This window comes from Micromonospora sp. NBC_00898 (assembly GCF_045207895.1).
In the GTDB taxonomy this organism is placed as follows: domain Bacteria; phylum Actinomycetota; class Actinomycetes; order Mycobacteriales; family Micromonosporaceae; genus Micromonospora.
This window is the reverse complement of sequence record NZ_CP108775.1, coordinates 5,959,200-5,980,960: the sequence shown is the minus strand read 5'-3', so window position 1 is coordinate 5,980,960 and position 21,761 is coordinate 5,959,200. Positions and strand designations below refer to the sequence as shown.

17 protein-coding genes are annotated in these 21,761 nt (G+C 72.5%); 9 read left to right on the top strand and 8 right to left on the bottom strand.

Annotated elements, in window-relative coordinates; translation table 11 throughout:
* Positions 1–75: 75 nt before the first annotated feature.
* Positions 76–1,536, bottom strand: a complete 1,461-nt coding sequence (locus tag OG799_RS29060; protein WP_406039513.1) for a CCA tRNA nucleotidyltransferase — start codon at positions 1,534–1,536, stop codon at positions 76–78.
* Between the two features lie 124 nt (positions 1,537–1,660).
* Between OG799_RS29060 and murJ the strand changes: the two genes are divergently transcribed.
* From murJ to OG799_RS29025, 7 genes are all read left to right on the top strand, one after another.
* Positions 1,661–3,421 carry a murein biosynthesis integral membrane protein MurJ gene (gene murJ / locus OG799_RS29055; protein WP_406039511.1) on the top strand — a complete coding sequence of 587 codons (1,761 nt, stop codon included), beginning with the start codon at positions 1,661–1,663 and terminating at the stop codon, positions 3,419–3,421.
* 456 nt (positions 3,422–3,877) lie between these two features.
* The gene (locus OG799_RS29050) at positions 3,878–5,500 is read left to right on the top strand and encodes a protein kinase family protein (RefSeq protein WP_406039509.1); all 1,623 of its coding nucleotides are present in this window, start codon (positions 3,878–3,880) and stop codon (positions 5,498–5,500) included.
* Between the two features lie 43 nt (positions 5,501–5,543).
* Complete coding sequence (gene sigM, locus OG799_RS29045) at positions 5,544–6,332, top strand: RNA polymerase sigma factor SigM (protein WP_406039507.1); 789 nt, start codon at positions 5,544–5,546, stop codon at positions 6,330–6,332.
* Positions 6,329–7,402, top strand: a complete 1,074-nt coding sequence (locus OG799_RS29040) for a hypothetical protein (RefSeq protein WP_406039505.1) — start codon at positions 6,329–6,331, stop codon at positions 7,400–7,402. The genes sigM and OG799_RS29040 overlap by 4 nt, the downstream gene beginning before the upstream one ends.
* Before the next feature lie 193 nt (positions 7,403–7,595).
* Positions 7,596–8,549 (top strand): thioredoxin-disulfide reductase, encoded by a 954-nt coding sequence (gene trxB, locus OG799_RS29035; RefSeq protein WP_406039503.1) that lies wholly within the window; start codon positions 7,596–7,598, stop codon positions 8,547–8,549.
* Positions 8,550–8,588: 39 nt separating this feature from the next.
* On the top strand, positions 8,589–8,912 hold the full coding sequence (gene trxA, locus OG799_RS29030) for a thioredoxin (protein WP_091199733.1): 324 nt from the start codon (positions 8,589–8,591) through the stop codon (positions 8,910–8,912).
* 209 nt (positions 8,913–9,121) lie between these two features.
* Entirely contained in the window at positions 9,122–10,282 is a 1,161-nt protein-coding gene (locus OG799_RS29025) for an N-acetylmuramoyl-L-alanine amidase (RefSeq protein ID WP_406039501.1), read from the top strand.
* Positions 10,283–10,289: 7 nt separating this feature from the next.
* Here the strand turns inward: OG799_RS29025 and OG799_RS29020 are convergent, their stop codons facing one another.
* On the bottom strand, positions 10,290–10,955 hold the full coding sequence (locus OG799_RS29020; protein WP_406039499.1) for a GNAT family N-acetyltransferase: 666 nt from the start codon (positions 10,953–10,955) through the stop codon (positions 10,290–10,292).
* A gap of 289 nt (positions 10,956–11,244) precedes the next feature.
* Here OG799_RS29020 and OG799_RS29015 point away from each other — a divergent pair, with 289 nt between their 5' ends.
* The gene (locus OG799_RS29015; protein ID WP_406039497.1) at positions 11,245–12,558 is read left to right on the top strand and encodes a PLP-dependent aminotransferase family protein; all 1,314 of its coding nucleotides are present in this window, start codon (positions 11,245–11,247) and stop codon (positions 12,556–12,558) included.
* Positions 12,559–12,565: 7 nt separating this feature from the next.
* Entirely contained in the window at positions 12,566–13,561 is a 996-nt protein-coding gene (locus OG799_RS29010) for a D-alanine--D-alanine ligase (protein ID WP_406039495.1), read from the top strand.
* A 139-nt stretch (positions 13,562–13,700) separates the two neighbouring features.
* Here the strand turns inward: OG799_RS29010 and OG799_RS29005 are convergent, their stop codons facing one another.
* The 6 genes from OG799_RS29005 to yidC all read right to left on the bottom strand — a co-directional run bounded on the left by OG799_RS29005 (position 13,701) and on the right by yidC (position 21,761).
* Complete coding sequence (locus OG799_RS29005) at positions 13,701–14,522, bottom strand: hypothetical protein (RefSeq protein WP_406039493.1); 822 nt, start codon at positions 14,520–14,522, stop codon at positions 13,701–13,703.
* 1,362 nt (positions 14,523–15,884) lie between these two features.
* A complete protein-coding gene (locus tag OG799_RS29000) occupies positions 15,885–16,898 on the bottom strand; it encodes a ParB/RepB/Spo0J family partition protein (RefSeq protein ID WP_406039491.1) in 1,014 nt (337 codons plus the stop codon).
* Positions 16,899–16,925: 27 nt separating this feature from the next.
* Complete coding sequence (locus OG799_RS28995; protein WP_406039489.1) at positions 16,926–18,071, bottom strand: ParA family protein; 1,146 nt, start codon at positions 18,069–18,071, stop codon at positions 16,926–16,928.
* 529 nt (positions 18,072–18,600) lie between these two features.
* A complete protein-coding gene (gene rsmG, locus OG799_RS28990; protein WP_406046438.1) occupies positions 18,601–19,332 on the bottom strand; it encodes a 16S rRNA (guanine(527)-N(7))-methyltransferase RsmG in 732 nt (243 codons plus the stop codon).
* 646 nt (positions 19,333–19,978) lie between these two features.
* The gene (locus OG799_RS28985) at positions 19,979–20,572 is read right to left on the bottom strand and encodes a protein jag (protein WP_406039487.1); all 594 of its coding nucleotides are present in this window, start codon (positions 20,570–20,572) and stop codon (positions 19,979–19,981) included.
* 214 nt (positions 20,573–20,786) lie between these two features.
* Positions 20,787–21,761 (bottom strand): membrane protein insertase YidC, encoded by a 975-nt coding sequence (yidC, locus tag OG799_RS28980; protein ID WP_406039485.1) that lies wholly within the window; start codon positions 21,759–21,761, stop codon positions 20,787–20,789.

Below are 21,761 nucleotides of genomic sequence, written 5' to 3'. Positions count from 1 at the left end.
CGGTGGCGTCAGCTGTTCGGTCGATACGCCGACGTGTCGGCGTATCCCGGGGCGGTGCGGCGTAGCCGGCCGTCCTCAGTCGAGGACGCCCTGCTCCCGGGCCCAGCGCCGCAGCTCCGCCTCGGCCTCGTCGCGGTCCAGCGGGCCACGCTCCAGGCGCAGCTCCTTCAGGTGCTGCCAGGCCTTCCCCACCACCGGCCCCGGGGGCACGCCCAGCAGCTCCATGATCGCGTTGCCGTCCAGGTCGGGGCGGACCCGGGCCAGGTCCTCCTCGGCGGCGAGGCGGGCGATCCGCTCCTCCAACGCGTCGTAGTCGGCAGCGAGGGCGGCCGCCTTGCGCCGGTTCCGGGTGGTGCAGTCCGACCGGGTCAGCTTGTGCAGCCGCGTCAGCAGGTCACCGGCGTCCGCGACGTACCGCCGCACCGCCGAGTCGGTCCACTCGCCCCGGCCGTACCCGTAGAAGCGCAGGTGCAGCGCGACCAGGGCGACCACCTTCGAGGTGACGTCCTTCGGGTACCGCATGGCCTTCAGCCGGGCCTTGGTCAGCCGGGCCCCAACCACCTCGTGGTGGTGGAAGCTGACCCGGCCGTCCGGGCCGACCGCCTTGGTGGCCGGCTTGCCGACGTCGTGCATCAGGGCGGCCATCCGCAGCACGAAGTCGCAGCCGTCGGACTCCATCGACATGGCGTTCTCGACCACGGTGAGGGTGTGCTCGTAGACGTCCTTGTGCTGGGCGTGCTCGTCGATCGTCAGCTTCAGCCCGGTCAGCTCGGGCAGGAACCGCTCGGCCAGCCCGGTGTCGACCAGCAGCCGCAACCCGGTGATCGGGTCGGCGCCGCAGAGCAGCTTGGTGAACTCGTCCCGGATCCGCTCGGCGGTGATCCGGTCCAGGTCGGCGGCCATCCGCGTCATCGCCTCGCGGACGTCCGGGTGGACGGCGAAGCGGAGCTGGGCGGCGAACCGGGCCGCCCGCAGCATCCGCAGCGGGTCGTCGCGGAAGGACTCCTGCGGCGTTCCGGGGGTACGGATGACCTTGGCGGCGAGGTCGGCCAGGCCGCCGTGCGGGTCGGTGAACCGGTGGTCGGGGACGCTCACCGCCATCGCGTTGATGGTGAAGTCCCGCCGCTTGAGGTCGTCGTCGAGGCTGGTCCCGTACTCGACCACCGGGTTGCGGCTGACCTGGTCGTACGCCTCGGCGCGGAAGGTGGTGATCTCCAGCCGTAGCCCGTCGCGCTGCGCGCCGATGGTGCCGAACTCCCGGCCGGTCTCCCAGATCGACTCGGCCCAGCCCTTGATGATCCGCAACGTCTGGTCGGGATGCGCGTCGGTGCAGAAGTCCAGGTCTTCGCCGAGCCGGCCGAGCAGCGCGTCCCGCACCGAACCGCCCACCAGGTGCAGTTCGTGGCCGGCGGCGACGAACCGGCGGCCGAGCTCGTCGGCGACCGGCGAGACGCGGAGCAGCTCGGCGACGGCGTTGCGCTGCGCGGCGGTGAGCCCGCGGCGGTCGGCGGCGTGGGATGCGGAGACTTCGGACATGGGATCGCCAGCCTATCGGTCCGGCCCGGGAACTCCGCCGCCGGGCGCGGGTAAGAGGTACAGGTTGACTAAGGTTCTGACGTCGGGACGTGCCCGGCCTGACGTACCCACTGGGAGGCTGGAGATGAGCGGCGGGCTCTACCGCAGCGCCAACGCCACGCCGGACGGCGCCATCCCGCCGACGGACGAGGCGACCTTCATCTCGGCCGAGCCGCTCAACCAGCCCGCGGTGGAGGCCACCGCGCCGCCGCCCGAGCAGGTGGCGGAGGCCAGCGCCGCGGCGAACAGCGCGGTGATGGCGGTCGGCAGCCTGGTCAGCCGGGGTACGGGCTTCATCCGCAACCTGATGATCGGCGCGGCCCTCGGCGGCGGCCTGGTCGGCAACGCGTACACGACCGCGCAGTTCCTGCCGAACCAGGTGTACGAGTTCCTGCTCGGCGGGGTGCTCACCAGCGTGCTGATCCCGGTGCTGGTGCGCCGGCGCAAGGTCGACGCGGACAAGGGCGAGGCGTACGCGCAGCGGCTGCTCACCCTGGCGGTGCTCTCGCTGGCCGCCGCCGCGCTGATCGCGGTGGCCCTGGCGCCGGTGCTGACCGCGCTGTACGCGAGCGGCAAGGGCGCCGACTACACGGGGCTGGTCAACAACCTGTCCTACCTGATGCTGCCGATGCTCTTCTTCACCGGCGTCAGCGCGCTGATCGCCGCGGTGCTGAACACCCGGGGACACTTCGCCGCGCCGATGTGGGCGCCGATCCTGAACAACCTCGTCGTCATCGGCACCTGCGGGCTGTACATCGCGGTCTACGGGGCGAAGATCCTCAAGCCCGCCGAGATGGGCTGGGGCCGGATCCTGCTGATCGGCGGCGGCACCCTGCTCGGTGTCGCGATCCAGGCCGCCGGCCTGCTGCCGGCGCTGCGCAAGGTGGGGTTCCGCTGGAAGTGGCGGTTCGACTTCCGCGAGCTGGGCCTGCGCGAGCTGGGCAAGCTCGGGGCCTGGATGTTCTGCTACGTGGCGGTCAACCAGCTGGGCCTCTTCGTGGTGGTCAACCTGCTCACCCGGGCGGCCGGCGAGAACGGCGACGGCAAGACCCGGGCCGGCATCCTGATCTACAACAACGTCTTCCTGCTGCTGATGATGGCGCACGGCATCATCGCCGTCTCGATCATCACCGCGTTGATGCCCCGGATGAGCGCCGCGGCCGCCGAAGGCCGGCTCCGCGAGGTGACCGCGGACCTGTCCCGCGGCACCCGGATGGTCACCGCGGTGCTCGCCCCGATCGCGGTCTGCTACGCGGTGCTGGCCGGGCCGATCGCCCGGGTGATCTTCCAGTACGGCGCGTTCGACGGCAACAACGCCCGGGCCACGTCGACCGTGCTGCTGGTCGCCGCGGTGGGGCTGGTGCCGTTCGCGATCAGCCAGCTGTTCACCTTCGCCTTCTACGCGCTGCCGGACACCCGCACCCCGGCTCTGATCAACATCCCGGTGGTGGCGCTGCGGGTACTCCTCCAGATCGGGCTCTTCCTCGCCTTCTCCGCCACCTTCGCGGCGGCCGGCATGATGCTCGGCAACGCCGTCTCGTACCTGGCCGCCGCGGTGATCTCCGCGATGCTGCTGCGGCCCCGGGTGGGCCGGATCGGACTCGGCGGCATCATGCGCACGTTGGGTCGGGTGGTCGTCGCCGCGCTGGGCGCCGCACTGGTGGGCCTGCTCGTGGTGAAGCTGCTCCCCGGCGACCCGGCCGACCTGAGCTGGCTGGCGGCGGCGGTGCAACTGGTGGTCGGCGGCGCGGTGATCGGCGCGACGTACCTGGGCCTGGCCATGGTGCTGCGGATCGGCGAGATCACCGAGGTGGTCGGGATGGTCCGCCGCCGCCTCGGCCGCTGATCCGGCACACCCGTCGGCGGGGTCCCGTCCCGGGCGGTCGACCACGTACCGTGAACGAGGATCACCAACCTGGGGATGCGGCTGTGGATAACTGCGCGTTTCCCCGCTCAGCTGCCCTCCCGGCCTGTGGACAACCAACCGTACGGATGAGGGTGCGGGGCCGATCGGGGGGAATTCGGACAGGCGTCGGGGAGACCGCCACACCCGGTGTGCCCCTCCGTCGACTACTTGCGGTCAACCTCTAGATTGGCTGGTGCGTGTACCAGCGACGTGGCTGACAACGGTCATGACCGGACCGGGCGGCTCGTGGCTGGCGCCCCGCCGGCCGCGGCGGGAAGATGACATGTCGGGGAACCGGGCATCCCGGGTAAGGTCGCACTCGACGGGTACGGCAGGCACGGACGCGGGCGTCGGCGCCGGTCTGCCGGTTCCTTCGAAGGCAGAGCGGGAAGCCACATGCCCAGCAACACGGGTCCATCGATCGACACGATCACCGAGGGAGGACGGGTGACCCAGGTCGGCGAGGGTCAGGAGGCGGAGGAGTCTGCTCCGCCGGTCATGACCTTCGGTGCTCCCACGGCCGGTGAGGTCCTCGCCGAGCGGTACGAGCTGGTCGAGCACATCAACAACGACAGCGCGGGCCGGCTGGTCTGGCGCGGGGTCGACGTAGTGCTGCGCCGTCCCGTCGCGGTGGTCCTCCGCTACCCGGGTGGCGACTCCGCCACCGAGATGCTCCAGGCGGCCGTCGCGGCCAGCCGGGTCATCCACCCCAACCTGGTCGGCGTCTACGACGCGATCGACGAGGCGGACCGGGCGTACGTGGTCCGCGAGTGGGTGGACGGCCAGTCCCTGCGCGAGCTGGTCACCGGCGACGGGCCCCTGGACCCGGCCCGGGCGACCGCCATCGGCAACGCCGTCGCCAGCGCCCTCGCCGCCGTGCACGCCACCGGCATGGTGCACGGGAACGTGCACCCGGGCACCGCGATGATCAGCGACGACGGCCGAGTGGTGCTGGCCGACGCGCGGACCGACGGTGCGGACAGCCAGGAGAACGACATCCGGGCGGTCGGCGGGGTGCTCTACTTCGCCCTGACCGGGCACTGGCCGCACGGGGAGGCGCCGCTGCACGGCGCCACCGCCGGTCACGGCCGGGCCGCGCTGCCGGACGCCGTACGCGACGCGGCTGGCGCGATCGCCGCTCCCCGGCAGGTCCGGGCCGGGGTGCCGGCCTACCTCGACGACCTGACCATGGACCTGCTCGATCCGGAGATCGCCCCGCCCTCCTCGGACGTCCTCGCGGCCGAGCTGGGCCGGCTGGACATCCCCGCCGACGAGCACTTCCTCAACCAGGCGGGTCCGCTGCGCTTCACCGCGGACACCGAGGAGGAGCCGTCGCCGCTCGCCGCCGCCGGTGGCCGCAGGGTGGCCCTGGGCATCGCCGGGCTGCTCGCGGTGGCCCTGGTCGGCCTGCTCATCGGGATCAGCGCGCTGGGCGGTAAGGACAAGGACTCCAAGGCCGAGCCGGTGGCCCGCCCGTCCAACAGCGCGCCGGCCGACCAGCCCACGGAGCCCGCCCCCGCGCGCAAGCTGAACGTGGAGGATGTCCAGATCATCGACCCGGACAGCAGGAGCCGCAATGAGCTGGGCGACGCCGAGAAGGTGATCGACGGCAGCGAGGACGAAGGCTGGGAGACCGACACCTACAACGCGCCCAAGTTCGGCGGCCTCAAGAAGGGCATGGGCGTCTGGATCGACCTCGGCGCCGAGCACACGGTCAAGTCGGTGCAGGCGATCCTCTCCGCCAGCGGCGCCACCGCCCAGCTCTACACCGGCACCACCGACCCGGGGGGCTCCAGCTCCTCCGGTGACAAGAAGCTGTACACCGAGTACGTGACGGTGAAGAACCGGATCGGCGACGGCTTCGCCCCGGCCGAGGGCAGCACGCTGATCTTCAGCAACGGCTTCGACCCGGACAAGAAGTACCGCTACCTGCTCTTCTGGCTCACCGAGCTGCCGCAGAAGGACAGCGGCGGCGGCTACAAGATCGGTGTCCAGGAGATCACCGTCCAGGGGTCGTGAACCGGCCGCCGCTGCCCGGGCACCACGCCCGCCGGACGTGGTGATGGGCGACCGCGGCGAGGGACGGGCCGGCGCGCCGACGGGCGGCGCACCGGTGGCCGTGCCGACCCGCGCCGGGCCGGGCGCCGGGACGACCGACATCGAGCTGCTCCGCGCCCACGTGGCCGGCGACCGGGACGCCTTCACCGAGCTGTTCCACCGGCACCGCGACCGGCTCTGGGCGGTGGCGCTGCGTACCCTCGGCGACCGCGAGGAGGCCGCCGACGCGCTCCAGGACGCTCTGCTCTCCGCGCACCGCGCGGCGGCCCGTTTCCGGGGTGACTCGGCCGTGACCACCTGGCTGCACCGGATCGTGGTGAACGCCTGCCTGGACCGGATCCGCCGGCGTCAGGCGCACGCCACCGTCCCGCTGCCGGACGGCGTGCACACCGACGGGGAGCCCGGCCGGCACACCGGCGGGGTCGAACCGGCCGCCCCGGTCCGGGACCACGACACCGCGCTGGTGGTCCGGCAGGCCCTGGCCGAGTTGCCGCCCGAGCAGCGCGCCGCGCTGATCCTGGTGGACGTGCAGGGCTATCCGGTGGCCGAGGTGGCCCGCATCCTCGGCGTCGCCGAGGGGACCGTGAAGAGCCGCTGCGCCCGGGGCCGGGCCCGGCTGGCCACGCTCCTCGGTCACCTGCGCACGGGGGCTGACGGCGCGCCGTCGGTGCCGCGCCCGGCCGGCCGTACCGCCGCGGACATGCCGCACGTCACGGCGGGGAACCCGCGACCGTCGGAGGGCGTCGAATCGGCGCCGGGATGGTCCCGGTCCGCGAACGAGGAGGAGCCGTGACCGCCGGGAAGTTCAGCGAGGTCGACCACGACCTGCTCGCCGACTACGTCGGTGGGGCGCTGGACGACACTCCGGAGCGGGTCAGGGTCGCCCGCCTGATCGAGGAGGACCCGGCGTGGGGCGGGGCGTACGCCGAGCTCGCGCCGGCGGTGGAGCTGGTCCGGGCCGACCTGGCCGACTGGGCCGCCGCTGCCGTACCCGACATGCCGCTGGCCGTCGCCGACCGGATCGCCGCGGCGCTGGCCGGCGCCGGACCGGCTCCGACGCCCACCGACGCCGCAGCTCCGGCCTCCGCCGCCGCGGCGACCGACCCGCTCGCCGCCGCCGACTCCCTCGACGGGGTGGCGGCGAGCCGACCGGGCGGCCGCGACGCGGGGCCGGTCGACGCCGGGAGGATCCGGGCGGGCGGGCAGGTCGGGTCCGGTGCCGTGCCGGCGCAGGTGACCGGGGACCGGCGTACCGGCCGGACGGGCCGACCGGTCGAGAGTCCCGGCCGGGGCACCGGGCCGGGACGCCGGCCACGGCGCTGGGTGCGGGTTGCCGGTCCGGTCGTCGTCGCGGCGGCATCGGTCGCCGCGGTCGGACTGGGCCTCAACCAGCTGGTCGCCACCGGCAAAGACGCGGCGGTGACCGCCGACAACGCCGCCGCGCCCGACGCGGTGGCGGCCGAGCCGTTCCAGACGACCGGCACGCCGCTTCGCAGCGGCACCGACTACACCCCCGAGCTGTTGTCCGGCGTGAGCCCCTCGACGGTGCCCCCGGCGGCGGGCGGCGATGCCGAGAAGTCCACCGCGGCGGCGCAGGACGGCCGGCGGCTCTCCGCCGTCGGCGGGCTCGACCGGCTCACCGGCCGAGACGCGCTGGACGCCTGCCTGCGGGAGATCAGCGCAGAGCACGGGAGCGGGCCGGTGACCGTGACCGTGGTCGACTACGCGTCGTTCCAGGGGCGGCCGGCGCTGGTCGTCACCCTCGTCGACACAGGCGGCGCACGCTGGGCGTGGGTGAGTGGACCGGAGTGCGGCGTGCCCGGGTCCGGCGCGGACACCCGGTTCCGAACGCGGGTAGGGTGAGGTCGCGGTCATCGGCGGCTGCCGTTCCACGTGACGTGACCCACCGGATGACCGGTTCGGGAATCGCCGCTTCGTACGATGACGTTCTGCAAGTCAGGCGCCGACGCCGCTGAGCCGTCGGCACTCGGATCGACATCGTCCCGGCGGCAGAGCGGCCGGAACGGATGACGAACACACACATCGGGAGACGGCAGTGGACGAGGTCCGCAACCTGATCATCATCGGCTCCGGGCCGGCCGGTTACACGGCGGCGGTCTATGCCGCGCGCGCCAACCTCAAGCCGCTCATCATCGAGGGCGTGCAGTCCGGCGGCGCGCTGATGACCACCACTGAGGTGGAGAACTTCCCCGGCTTCGCGGACGGCATCCTCGGTCCCGAGCTGATGGACAACATGCGCAAGCAGGCGGAGCGGTTCGGCGCCGAGTTTCTGACCGACGACGTCACCCGGGTCGAGCTGAAGGACACCGGCGACACCGGCTCCGGTGCGGTCAGCACCGTGTGGGTGGGCGAGACCGCGTACCGGGCGAAGGCCGTGATCCTCTCCACCGGCTCCGCCTGGCGTCCGTTGGGCGTGCCGGGTGAGCAGGAGTACCTGGGCCACGGCGTGTCGTCCTGCGCCACCTGTGACGGCTTCTTCTTCCGCAACCAGCACATCGTGGTGGTGGGCGGTGGCGACTCGGCGATGGAGGAGGCCAGCTTCCTCACCCGGTTCGCCGACTCCGTGACGATCATCCACCGCCGCGACTCGTTCCGGGCCAGCAAGATCATGGCCGGTCGCGCGCTCGGCAACGACAAGATCAAGGTCGAGTGGAACAGCACCGTCGAGGAGATCCTCGGCGCCGACGGCAAGGTCAGCGGGGTCCGGGTCCGCAACGTGCACACCGGCGACAACAAGGTGCTGGACGTCACCGGTGTCTTCGTGGCGATCGGCCACGACCCGCGCAGTGAGCTCTTCCGTGACCAGGTGGAACTCGACGACGAGGGGTACGTGAAGGTGCAGGCGCCCAGCACCCGGACCAGCGTCCCGGGTGTCTTCGCCGCCGGTGACGTGGTCGACCACACCTACCGGCAGGCGATCACGGCGGCCGGTACGGGCTGTGCCGCCGCCCTCGACGCCGAGCGCTTCATCGCCACCCTGCAAGGCTGAAACATCTTCGTAGAGCAGTTCCCGGAGGAGGGGTTCATAGTGGGAGCAACCAAGGCGGTCACCGACGCGAGCTTCGCGAGCGACGTGCTGAAGTCCGACAAGCCGGTTCTGGTGGACTTCTGGGCGGAGTGGTGCGGGCCGTGCCGCAAGGTGTCGCCGCTGCTGGAAGAGATCGCGGGCGAGATGGGTGACCAGGTCACCATCGTCAAGCTCAACATCGACGAGAACCCCGAGACCGCGCGGGCCTACCGGGTGATGTCCGTGCCGACCCTCACCGTCTTCAAGAACGGCGAGCCGGTGCAGTCCATCGCCGGCGCCAAGCCGAAGGGCGAGCTGGTCAAGCTCATCGAGTCGGCGCTGTAGATCCGACGCCCGATCCGCGGAACCCCCGTGCCCGACCCCGGGCGCGGGGGTTTCCTCTTTCCCCGTCCGGCCCGCCGGCGGCTCCGCTACCTGCGCGAACCCGGAGCCGTCCGTAACCGCCCACGGTACGCTCCGTAAGCACCCGCAGCGCCTCGCCTCGTGCGCACGCGGGCCCGGTCAGCCAGCATCCGCGCAGAGGGGGTCGTGCGTTGCGTCCGATCCGACCCGGTGACCGGGGGCCCGCGGTGACGGAGATCCGTACCGTCCTCACCGGTCTCGACCTACTTCCCTCCGGCGGCCACGGCGACGAGTTCGACCCGGAGACGGAACGCGCCGTCCGCGCCTTCCAGCAGTCCCGCGGCCTGAGCGTGGACGGTCGGGTCGGCACGGAAACCTGGCAGGCGCTCGACGCGGCCCGCTGGCGGCTCGGGGCCCGCACGCTCTACCACGCCGTGCCGGAGCCGCTGATCGGCGAGGACGTCCGCTCGCTCCAGGAACGCCTGCTGGAGATGGGGTACGACGTGGGTCGCGCCGACGCCATCTACGGCATCCGCACCTCCCGCGCGGTCGCCCAGTTCCAACGCGAGATGGGGCTCAAGCCGGACGGCTCCTGCGGCCCGCACACCATGAACGCACTGCGCCGCCTCGGCCGGAAGGTGGTCGGCGGGCGCCCGCAGTGGCTGCGCGAGTCGGACGCGATCCGGCAGGCCGGGCCGACGCTGGTCGGCCGGACCGTGGTCATCGACCCCGGGCACGGCGGCACCGACCCGGGCGAGGTGGTCCCGGACGGCCTGGTGCGCTGGACCGAGGCGGACCTCGTCCACGACCTGGCCAGCCGGCTGGAGGGGCGGCTCGCCGCCGCCGGGGTGCGGGTGCAGCTCACCCGCGGCCCGGCCCCGGAGACCTGCCTGCCCGACGCGGACCGGGCGGAGCTGGCCAACTCGCTCGGCGCCGACGTCTTCATCTCGCTGCACACCGACGGCCACCCCAACCCGGCGGCGAACGGGGTGGCCACCTACCACTACGGCACCGACAACGGCGTCACCTCGGCCACCGGGGAACGCCTCGCCGGCCTGGTGCAGCGGGAGATCGTGGCCCGGACCGGGCTGCGTGACTGCCGCACCCACGCCAAGACGTGGGACCTGCTGCGGCTGACCAGGATGCCGGCGGTACGGGTCGAGGTGGGCTACCTGACCTCCCCGGAGGACCGTGCCAGGCTGGTCGACCCCCGGTTCCGCGACCGGGTGGTCGAGGCGATCATCGCCGCGGTGCAGCGGATGTACTTCCCGGTCGAGCGGGACGTGCCGACCGGCTCGATCGACGTGAGCGAACTCCGGGCGGTGGTGGCCGCCGGCACGGTGGTCGACTGAGCCGACCTCAGAGCCCGCTGGACCGGGTGGCTGGCGCCGGGCGCACCGGGCGCAGCAGCGTCTCCGGGCTCATCGAGCCCAGCAGCTTCTCCAGCGCGTACTCGACGTCTGACTTCCAGCTCAGCGCGGTGCGCAACTCCAGCCGCAGGCGCGGGTAGCGGGGGTGCGGGCGGACCGTCTTGAAGCCCACCGACAGGAAGAAGTCGGCCGGCGCGACACACGCCCTGGTCGGGTCGTCCCCATCGCCGAACTTGGCGTCCCCGAACGCCTCGATCGCCTTGATGCCGCGCTTGGTGAGGTCCCGGGCGACGCCCTGGACGAGCATCCGGCCCAGCCCGCCCCCGGCGAAGGCGGGGACCACGTTGGCGGTCATCAGCAGCGCGGCGTCCGCGGAGACCGGCGAGGTGGGGAAGGCCATCGAGCGCGGGACGTACGCCGGTGGGGCGTACATGACGAAGCCGGCGGGCATGCCGTCGACGTACGCGAGCTTGCCGCAGGAACCCCACTCCAGCAGCGTCTGGGAGACCCAGGCCTCCTTCTCCAGCCCGGGGTCACCGACGGCGCACGCCCGGTCGGCGGAGACCGGGTCCAGCTCCCAGTAGACACACTGCCGGCACGGGCGGGGCAGGTCCTCCAGGGTGTCGAGGGTCAGACTGACCAGACGTCGCGACATCAACGCACCCCACAACTAGGCTCGGAGGTGAAACACCACGGTCCGGCACCGCATCCTGCCCCCGACGAGCGATCGTACGCCGCTCCCCGACCGTACGGGAGGGGACGCGCCAACGCCCCGCCCGAGCCGGTACGGGCCGGTCCGGGATGTGGAAGCACCCTCATGTACCACGCCCGGGCGGGCCGGCGGGGACTACCATCGACCAACCGGCCCCGCGCCGCCATGGTCGCCGGCATCGTGGGTACCACACCGGGCGGCAGCCCCGCCGACACCCGATCGAGGTGATGTCATGACCGGCACGACGCTCGACGACTACACCGACCGGTACGCCCGCCGAGTCCGGGGGATGACTGCCTCCGAGATCCGGGCGCTGTTCGCGGTGGCCAGCCGGCCGGAGGTCGTCTCGCTCGCCGGTGGGGCCCCCTACATCGCGGCGCTGCCGCTGGACGCGGTCGGTGAGATGCTCGGCCGGCTCGGCTCGGAGCACGGCGCCACCACCCTCCAGTACGGGATCGGCCAGGGCACGCTGGAGCTGCGCGAGCGGATCTGCGAGGTGATGGCCCTCTCGGGCATCGACGCGGCCTGCGGCGCCTCGCCGGAGGACGTGGTGGTGACCGTCGGCGGCCAGCAGGCGCTGGACCTGGTGGCCCGGCTCTTCCTCGACCCGGGTGACGTGGTGCTCGCCGAGGGCCCGACCTACGTCGGGGCACTCGGGGTGTTCCAGGCCGCCCAGGCCCAGGTGGTGCACGTGCCAATGGACGACGACGGGCTGATCCCGGAGGCGCTGGAGACCGCCATCGCCGACCTGGCCCGGGCCGGGCGGCGGGTGAAGTTCCTCTACACCATCCCGACCTACCAGAACCCCACCGGTGTGACGCTGAGCGAGGAGCGCCGCGAACGGGTGCTCGACATCTGTGAGCGCGCCGGCCTGCTGGTGGTGGAGGACGACCCGTACGGCCAGCTCGGTTTCGAGGGGGACGCCCCCGCGCCGCTGCGGGCCCGGCGCCGGCACGGGGTGTTCTACCTGAGCACCTTCTCCAAGACCTTCGCCCCCGGCCTGCGGGTGGGCTGGATCCTGGCCCCGCACGCGGTCCGCGACAAGCTGGTCATCGCCAGCGAGGCGCAGATCCTCTGCCCCAGCGGGTACGCCCAGGCGGCCGTCTCGACGTACCTCGGCACCATGCCGTGGCGGCAGCAGCTGAAGGTGTACCGGGAGGTCTACCGGGAGCGCCGCGACGCGATGCTCGACGCGCTGGCGGACCTGATGCCGGCCGGCACCACCTGGACCACCCCCGGCGGCGGCCTCTTCGTCTGGGCCACGCTGCCCGACGGCCTCGACTCGAAGGCGATGATGCCGCGGGCCATCGCCGCCCGGGTGGCGTACGTGCCGGGCACCGGCTTCTACGCCGACGGCGCGGGCGGCGGCAACATGCGGATCAACTTCTCCTTCCCGCCGCCGGAGCGGATCCGGGAGGGCGTGCGCCGGCTGGCCGGCGTGATGGAGCAGGACATCGCCATGCGCCGGGTCTTCGGGACGGTCGGCGGGGCCGGGGTCCGTCGCCGACAGGGCGGCTCCGACACGCCGGGTCCCGACTTGGCATGATTCCCGCATGGCCGTCACCTCCGCCCGGACTCTCGTGACCGATCCCGCCGTCGCCGCCGAACTGCACGTCCTGGTGCTCGCCGGCGGGCTCTCCTACGAGCGGGACGTCTCCCTGCGGTCCGGCCGGCGGGTCCTCGACGCGCTGCGGGCCGTCGGCGTGGAGGCCGAACTGCGGGACGCCGACGTAGCCCTGCTGCCGGCCCTGGCGGCCGACCCGCCGGACGCGGTGGTGATCGCCTTGCACGGCGCCACCGGCGAGGACGGCTCGCTGCGCGGCGTACTCGACCTCTGCGACGTCCCGTACGTCGGCTGCGACGCCCGCGCCTCCCGACTCGCCTGGGACAAGCCGTCCGCGAAGGCGGTGCTCCGCGAGGCCGGCATCCCCACCCCCGACTGGGTGGCGCTGCCGCACGACCGCTTCTCCGAGCTGGGCGCGGTGGCGGTGCTGGACCGGATCGTCGAGCGGCTCGGCCTACCGCTGATGGTGAAGCCCGCGCAGGGCGGCTCCGGCCTGGGGGCCGCGGTGGTCCGGGACGCCGGGTCGCTCCCGGCCGCGATGGTGGGCTGCTTCGCGTACGACCAGACGGCGCTGGTGGAGCGCTACGTGCCCGGCATGGACGTGGCGGTGTCGGTGCTCGACCTCGGCGCGGGCCCGCAGGCGCTCCCGCCGGTCGAGATCGTGCCTCGCAACGGCGTCTACGACTACGCCGCCCGCTACACCGCCGGCCGGACCACCTGGCACGCCCCCGCCCGGCTCGACCCGGAGGTGACCGAGCGCGTGGCCGAGGTGGCGCTCGCCGCGCACACCGCGCTCGGCCTGCGCGATCTCTCCCGGGTCGACCTGATCGTCGACGCCTCGGGGCAGCCGCACGTGCTGGAGGTCAACGTCTCCCCGGGGATGACGGAGACCTCGCTGCTGCCGCTGGCCATCCAGGCGGCCGGCCTGGACTTCGGCCGGGTGCTCGGGTCGCTGGTGACCCGAGCCGCCGCCCGCCGTCCCTGATCGACCGCCGCCCGCCCGGCCCGGATCCGGCCCGCGCTGACCTGACCCGGCCCGCGCTGACCTGACCCGGTTGACCTGACCCCGCCGGCGCTGGTCCGGCCCGGCCCGGCCCGGCCCCGATGATCGGCCGGCTTTGGTCTCAGCCCGTGCGGGAGTCGCTCTCCGGCTCCTCGTCGTTCCCGCTCTGCGGCTTCTCGTCGGCGTCGGTCTCCAACTTTTCCTCGGTGCTGCTCTCCGGCTCCTCGTCGGATTCCCTCGCCGGCTCCTCGTCACTTCCGGCCGCCGGCTCCGGGATCTCCTCGGCCGCCTCGATGACGGAGACGGCCTCCTCTTCGTCGCCGGCGGCGTCCGTCGCCGTCATTGCGGAGAGACTCGACGGCGCCTGCCATTGGATGCGCGGCGGCTCAGCCAGCGGGCGACCGCCGAACTCGGCCAGCCAGGCGGCGACCATGGCCAGGTTCTCTCGCCACCGCGCCTCGGAGATCGGCGGCAGGATCGAGTCCCAGAGCGAGAGGAACGTGCCGCGCAGCTGAAGCCGCCCGTACGGCCGGGCGAGGAACCACATGTGCAGGTGCGCCGAGCCGTCACCCCACCGGTTGACGTGGACCCGGGCGACGCCGTCGAGGGACCGGATGGCGCGCTCGAGTCGTACGGTCATGACGCCCAGCTCGGCGGCGAGCAGGTTGGGCAGATCGCCGAGATCGAGGTGCGACCGCGACTCCAGGATCAGCACCATCGGCAGGCCGGTGGGGCGGTCCATCGCCCGCACCCGCCATCGCTCGCCCACCCAGATGTAGGCCTCGTCGAGCGCGTTGCAGGCGGTGCATTCCCGATTGCCCTCACCACGGCGGGGAGGTTCGACCGGGACCGGATCGTCGAGCTGCTTGACCCGAAGGTCCCCTTCGAAGGGGAAGGAGGGCCACTGGGTGAAGTCCGGAACTGAGGGAGGGGTGTCCTGCACGACGCTGACCCTAACGGAGACGACGACCCCTGTCCCTACCTGATTCGTCGCCTGTCGTCTGGGACGTGCGCAGCGCGACTCGTCGATCAGGGGAGACCGCCTGACCGGCTCACGCCGGCGCTGCCCAGCCCCGCCAACCGCGTTGTCCACAGGGTGCTGAGATCACCAGCACACCGCGTCATCCACAGGTCAGCACGCGTTTCTCAGCGCTGTTTCACGTGAAACGGAGGGTGCCTGTGGAAAACCGTTGTGGATAACTTGGCCGGTGCCGACCGGGCGTTCCCCGGCATGCCGCGCCTCCCGCTGAACCCTCTCTTCCTAACGAGCCGGCCCGGGATCGGCACCGCCCCGGGCCGGGTCTTTTCGACGGGCCGGCGACGCCCTCGACGGGACCCGCGTAGACGGTGAAGGCAGCCGGCCGGGCAGGCTCTGGGCGCACCGGGAGTCGGCGGGACAGGCTGGGCGGCTCACCCGAGCCGCCAAAGGCCGAGAGGCGAGGACGGACGGCACGGCCGGATCTGATGCGGGCGCCAGTGGCGTTTCACGTGAAACGGCTGCGACTCGTTGAGCGGTTCTGCCTGAGCCCGATCCGCGTCCCAGCCCTCCTCCTCGCGGCACTCTTGGAACCCGGTCACCGGACAACGACATGGGCGACGCCGGCCAGCCGCAAGGCCCGCTGCGACCTCCTCGGGCACGATTCAGTGTCTGCACCCGACCACCCACCGCCGCTCCCGCCGTTGTAATGGAGTCGCTGTGGCGCCGGGTCGCGGGGCGCGCGTCTATCGCGAGGCAGCTGGGCCCGGGCAACGGCTGGGCCCAGCCGCGACTGGACTGCGGTCCCGCCGGCCCCTCAAGTTGCCTCGCCGACCTGTCCGCAGCTTCGATGGTGGATCCAGAGCTGCCGCCCTGAGTCGCCGCTGTTGGGACGCGGACGATTCGCGCACCGTCCCCACCGCCCCGCCAGCCCACCCGCCGACCTCGAACCGACGAGGCGGATCGCGGTTTCACGTGAAACGACCCCGGCAGGAACTTGGAAACCTGGGTGTGGCGGGACGTGCTTGACAGGCGGTCGAAGAGATCCGGTCAGGAACTCAGCTTCACCGAACGCCACCCGCAGCGGCGCACGGCAGGCGAGCGGGCCGCACAGCTCGGGCGGGAAGGGCCCTGAGCGGCCCGGTGCGGCCACTGCGGCCGGATCACCGACCGGACCAGCCGCCCCGGGCCTCCGAACGCGCTGAGGGCCCTGTGGCGCTCGGGCACGGTCGGGCCGCGGTCCGATGCGGTCGAGCCGCGGTCCTGCCGAAAAAGAACGGCCGCGTGGTCCCGAGGCGGGACCGCGCGGCCGAGGCCGAGGCGGGGAGATCACTCCTCGGGCTGCTCCTCCTGCCCGACGCCGATGATGCCCACAATCCGCTCCAGGTCGTCGACCGTCGCGAACTCAATGGTGATCTTCCCCTTGCTCCGGCCGATGTCGACCTTCACCCGGGTGTCGAAGCGGTCGGAGAGCCGGTCCGCCAGGTCGGTCAGTGCCGGGGCATGCGGCTTTGGTCGGCGCTTGGCGGCCGGGGTCTTCGCCGGCCCGTCGGCCAGCGCCAGGGCCACCAGTTCCTCGGTAGCCCGTACCGAGATCCCCTCAGCGACGATCCGCAGCGCGAGCTGCTCCTGGGCGTCGGCGTCATCGAGGCTGAGCAACGCCCGGGCGTGACCGGCGGAGAGGACGCCGGCGGCGACCCGCCGCTGCACCTGAGCCGGGAGGTTCATCAGACGGATCGTGTTGGAGATCTGCGGTCGGCTACGGCCGATCCGGCGGGCCAGCTCCTCGTGGGTGGCGCCGAACTCCTCCAGCAGCTGCTGGTACGCGGCCGCCTCTTCCAGCGGGTTCAGGTTGGCGCGGTGGATGTTCTCCAGCAGCGCGTCCCGGAGCATCGCGTCGTCCTTGGTGTCCCGGACGATGGCCGGGATGCTCTCCCGGCCGACCGCCTGAGCCGCCCGCCAGCGCCGCTCACCCATGACGAGCTCGTACTTCTCGTCGTCGAGCTGGCGTACGACGATCGGCTGGAGGAACCCGACCTCCTGGATCGAGGTCTTCAGCTCCTCCAGCGCCTCCTCGTCGAAGACCTGACGGGGCTGCTTGGGGTTCGGCACGATCGCGTCGACCGGGATCTCGGCGAACCGGGCACCCGGGACCGGGCTCAGCTGCGGCCCGGACTCCGCCGCGGGGGCGACGGCCGCCGAGGGCGTCGGCGCGGCAGTTCCCACTGTGGCCGGGGCGACGGCCTCCGACTCACCGGCCGCCGGAACGGCCGGCTCCACCGGTGCGGTCGGGATCAGTGCCCCGAGTCCTCGGCCCAGACCGCCACGAGGACGGTTCTTCATGCGACGCCTCCCAGCGACTTCTCCGTGCTACGCATTCCGGCTCACCGGCTCCTTGACCCCACGTTCGGCGATCTCCTGGGCGGCTTCGAAGTAGCTCGTCGCCCCCCGCGAACCGGGATCGTAGGTCATCACGGACTGCCCGTAGCTCGGCGCCTCGGAAACGCGCACGTTCCGCGGGATCACGGCCTGGAGCACCTTGTCGCCGAAGTGGTTCCGGACGTCCTGCTCCACCGCGTCGGCCAGCCGCGTACGACGGTCGTACATGGTGAGCAGGATGGTGGAGACCTCGAGCTTCGGGTTGAGGTGCTGGCGGACCAGGTTGATGTTGTTGATCAGCTGGTTCAGGCCCTCCAGCGCGTAGTACTCGCACTGGATCGGGATCAGCACCTCCTGCGCGGCCACCAACGCGTTGACGGTCAGCAGGCCGAGCGAGGGCGGGCAGTCGATGAAGACGTAGTCGAAGTGGCCGGGGTAGGCGGCGATGGCCCGGGCCAGTCGGGACTCCCGGGCGACCACCGACACCAACTCGATCTCGGCACCCGCCAGGTCGATGGTGGCCGGCACGCACCACAGGTTCGGGATGCCCTCGACGGCCTGGGCGACCTCCTCCAGGGGCACACTGTCGATCAGGCAGTCGTAGACGTCGGGGATGCCGGTGTGGTGCGGGACGTTCAGCCCGGTGGAGGCGTTGCCCTGCGGGTCCAGGTCGACCACGAGCACCCGGTTGCCGTGCAGGGCCAGAGCCACCGCCAGGTTCACCGTGGTCGTGGTCTTACCCACACCGCCCTTCTGGTTCGCGACGCACATGACCCGGGTCCGGTCCGGCCGAGGCATGGTCACCTCGCCACTGGGATTCAGGATCTGCACGGCGCGCATAGCCTCCATAGCCAACGGTGGGTCATCCTCTTCGCGCGTCGGGGTTTCACGTGAAACGTACGTGCTGGGGGTGGCCTCGGCTTCATAGCCGGTGACCGGTGGCGTGTCCGTCCGGACCACCGCGACCGGACCGGCGTCCGGCACCGTGTGCGGTGCCGGCTTCTGCGGCACCGGCGCCCCCGGTGCGGGGGGCGGAGGCTCGAAACGGGCGGAGGCGGCGGTGTTCCGCCGCGGCGGGACCGGCCTCGGGTCGGCCACGTTGGCCGGACGCCCCGTCGACTCAGGCGCTTCCCGCATGGGCGGCAGGTTCGCCGGTACGCCCGACGTCGGCTGCGGCCCACCGGCGGCCGGCGGGAGATTGGCCGGGACGCCGGAGGTCGGGTGGAGCCCACCGGCGGGTGGGATGTCGCCGCGTACCACCGGGTCGCGGTCCGGCGGACGCGGCGACGGGTCGCGGAACTCCGTACCCCCGGGCCAGCCCTCGTGGTCGGTTTCACGTGAAACGGGACCGGCGGCAGAGGATCGCCCTCCTGGCCCGGTCACCCGTGGATCGTCGTACCTGCCGTCGTCATGCACCTGTCATCCCTGCCCGCTCCGGATGGTCGGTCCGCACCCCGTCAATCGACCGTCCCGCGCTCTCAGCGCACGGCGTACGGCCCGGCGGGAACGGTTGGGGTCCGGTGCCATCCGGCACCGCCGTTCCACACTATCGACGCGCGGCCAGCCTACGGCGGACGGGCGCAGCGGGTCCACGTCGGGTTCTGATCGATCGGCCATCTCGCGACGTTTCCGACGACCGAACCGTCCGCCGGAAGCCGTTACGGGATCAGCGATCGCGCCCACCGCGGCCACCGCGGCGGCCACCCCGTGACCGCCTCGCCGCGGCCTTCTTGCGGACCGGGCCGACCGCCCGCGCCCGGACCACCTCAATCACCGTCGCCGGCGGCTCGATCACGCCGACGCCACAGCGGTGCACCTCCGGCTGCCCGCCGCCGAGCCGGGTCACCGCCTCGGCGTGCTCGGCGACCTCCTCGGCGGCGGAGGCGCCCTTCAGGGCGACCAGCCGCCCGCCGCGCCCGACCAGCGGCAGGCACCAGGCGGCGAGCCGGTCCAGCGGGGCCACCGCGCGAGCGGTGACGATGTCGCCGCTGAGCGGTGACGTGTCGCGCGAGCCCGTCGCCGCCTCGTCCGCCCGTCCCCGGAAGACCCGCACCATCTTGGCCAGACCCAGGTGCTGCACCGCCTCGATGAGGAAGGAGGTACGCCGGGCGAGCGGCTCGATCAGCGTGACGGTCAGGTCGGGCCGGGCGATCGCCAGCACCAGGCCTGGCAACCCGGCGCCGGAGCCGACGTCGAGCACGGTCGCACCCTGGGGGATCCGCTCGGCCATCGCGGCGCAGTTGAGCAGGTGCCGCTCCCAGATCCGGGGCGCCTCCCGCGGGCCGATCAGGCCGCGGACCACGCCGTCCGTCGCCAGCAGCTCGGCGTACGCGGCGGCGAGATCGAGCCGGTCGCCGAAAAGGGTACGGGCCGCCTCCGCGAGTTCGGGCGGAAGCATCACCTCGGCGGGCGCCGGACGATCGTCGTCGGGCAGCCGGTCGTCGTCGGACGCGCCTTCGGCTGGGCCGCCCGGCACAGCCGTGAGGCCGCGCGATGCCTCGCCGGCCGGTAGGCCGGAATCCATCCGGTCAGCCACGGCCGGATCATGAGCGCCGGCCGGTTTGTCGGTGGCGGCGGACGCATCAGCGACGGCCGGCGCGCCGGTGCCGACGGGGCCGTCAGTGCGCACGTACGCGTCCGCGTCGGCGGACTCGGCAGTGCCGGGGACGTCATCGACATCGGAATCGGCAGCCTCGGCCGGGACGTCGACGAAGGCGGGGTCGACCGAGCCGATCGGGACGTCGACGACGGCCGGCCCGGCGGGGCCAGTCGGCGTACCGGAGAAGGCCGGTTCGGCCGAACCCGCCGGCGCGGCCGGAGCCGGTTCACCCGTGGGGCCGGACGGCGTACCCGAGAAGGGCGTGCCGGCCGGCGCGGCCGGGCCGCCCGGGGGCGGAGACACGGCGTCGGTCGTGCCGTCGGAGAAGAGCGGGGCGGGCGCGCCCGGCTCCTCGGCGGGGTCGGGCCGGACAGGCGACGGCCCGGACGGCGTACCGCCCGGGCCGGACACGGCACCCGCCGTTGTCTCGTCGTAGGTCACCCGGTCAGTCCGCCGGCCGGACGATGATGCGCCGGTTCGGCTCGACGCCCTCGGACTCGCTCTCCACGCCGCTCATCGCGTTGACCACATCGTGCACGCACTTGCGCTCGAACGCGGACATCGGCTCGAGGCGCACCGGCTCGCCGTACTCCTTGACCTTCTCGACCGCGTTCTTGGCGACTGCGGCGAGCTCCTTGCGCCGGGTGGCGCGGTAGCCGCCGACGTCGAGGAGCAGCCGGCTCGGCACGCCGGTCTGCCGGAACACCGCCAGCCGGGCCAGCTCCTGGAGCGCCTCCAGGGTGGCGCCGCGCTGGCCGACCAGGTTCTGCAGGCTGGAACCGACGACCTCGACGACCGGGCGGCCGCCGGAGACCAGCTCGTCGATGTCACCGTCGTAGTCGAGGATGTCGAGCAGGCCCTCGACGTAGTCCGCCGCAATCTCGCTCTGCCGGAACAGCTCGCTCTCGGCGGGCACCTTCTTCTCCCGGGTCGCCTCGGCCTCTGTCTCCTCGGTGTCGACGTCGACGTCGGCGACGGCGGCCGGCGCGGTCTCCGCGTCCAGGGACTGGTCGGCGCTGGGGATGCTGGTGTCGGTCACGGTCTCATCTCCGTACTCGCTCGGCCGGACCGTCGGGTCCGCTGGTCTCCCGGGGCCGGCGGGAGGTCTCGCCGGTGCCCACGGGCACGTCTGTATGGGCAGTTTCGCCCGTGACCGCGCTGCGCGCGGCGGTTCCGGCCCGGCGCCGACCGTACGGCGGCTGCACGGGGCCGGAAAGGGCCGCCGCCGGGGGTCCCGACGGCGGCCCGGAGGCTCAGCCCTGCCGCTTGACCGGGCGGGTCTTCTTCGGGTTGACCGGCTTGGCGCCGGGCTTGGGGCCGGCCACCTTCGGGGTGGTCACCTGCGGCTTCGCCGGTGCCGGGGCGGCCTTACGGCCGAGCAGGCCACCGGTCTTCGCCGGCTGGGCGGTACGGCCGGTGGCGTTGGGCTTGGCCGTCACCAGCGGCGGGAACTTGCGGAGCACCCACTGCTGCTGCCCGAGGGTGAAGAGGTTGTTGGTGACCCAGTAGATGATCACGCCGATCGGGAAGATCGAGCCGGAGACCAGCAGCGACACCGGGATGCCGTAGAGCATCAGCCGCTGGACCATCCGCTGCTGCGGGTCCTCCGCCCAGCCGGTCTTGAGGATCATCTGCCGGCTGGTCATATAGGTCGTCGCAATCATGATCGCGACCAGGATGCCGGCCACGATCTTGACAGTGTGGCCGCTGGCCCCCAGCCGGGCCAGCTCGTCCGCCGTGGAGCCGAACTTACCGGCGATCGGGGCGCTGAAGAGCTTGGCGTTCGCGGCGCTGTCGAACTGCTCCACGGTCCAGCCGTAGAGGGTCTTCTGGGTCTTGCCCGGGTCGAGCCGCCGCAGCGTGTGGAAGAGGCCGAGGAAGACGGGGATCTGGAGGAACATCGGAAGGCAGCCCATCAGCGGGTTGGCCTTTTCCTTCCGGTAGAGCTCCATCATCTCCTTCTGGAGCGTCTCCCGGTCACCCTTGTGCTTCTCCTGGAGCTCCTTGACCTTGGGCTGGAGCGCCTGCATCGCCCGCTGCGACTTGATCTGCTTGACGAAGACCGGGAAGAGGATCACCCGGACCGTGACCACCAGGAAGATGATGGCCAGGATCCAGGACCAGTTCGTACCGATCACCGCGTCGACCGACACCCCGATGGCGTCCCAGGCCGAGTGCCAGGTCAGCAGGATCCACGAAATCGCGTAGTAGACCCAGTCGAGACTCAA

Excerpts from the sequence above, each read along its gene's own strand:
- OG799_RS29060 (WP_406039513.1), bottom strand. The coding sequence starts at position 1,536 with ATGTCCGAAGTCTCCGCATCCCACGCCGCCGACCGCCGCGGGCTCACC.
- rsmG (WP_406046438.1), bottom strand. The coding sequence starts at position 19,332 with ATGCTTCCGCCCGAACTCGCGGAGGCGGCCCGTACCCTTTTCGGCGAC.
- OG799_RS28995 (WP_406039489.1), bottom strand. The coding sequence starts at position 18,071 with ATGCGGGAAGCGCCTGAGTCGACGGGGCGTCCGGCCAACGTGGCCGAC.
- OG799_RS29020 (WP_406039499.1), bottom strand. The coding sequence starts at position 10,955 with ATGTCGCGACGTCTGGTCAGTCTGACCCTCGACACCCTGGAGGACCTG.
- OG799_RS29010 (WP_406039495.1), top strand. The coding sequence starts at position 12,566 with ATGGCCGTCACCTCCGCCCGGACTCTCGTGACCGATCCCGCCGTCGCC.
- OG799_RS29000 (WP_406039491.1), bottom strand. The coding sequence starts at position 16,898 with ATGAAGAACCGTCCTCGTGGCGGTCTGGGCCGAGGACTCGGGGCACTG.
- sigM (WP_406039507.1), top strand. The coding sequence starts at position 5,544 with ATGGGCGACCGCGGCGAGGGACGGGCCGGCGCGCCGACGGGCGGCGCA.
- murJ (WP_406039511.1), top strand. The coding sequence starts at position 1,661 with ATGAGCGGCGGGCTCTACCGCAGCGCCAACGCCACGCCGGACGGCGCC.
- OG799_RS29015 (WP_406039497.1), top strand. The coding sequence starts at position 11,245 with ATGACCGGCACGACGCTCGACGACTACACCGACCGGTACGCCCGCCGA.
- OG799_RS29050 (WP_406039509.1), top strand. The coding sequence starts at position 3,878 with ATGCCCAGCAACACGGGTCCATCGATCGACACGATCACCGAGGGAGGA.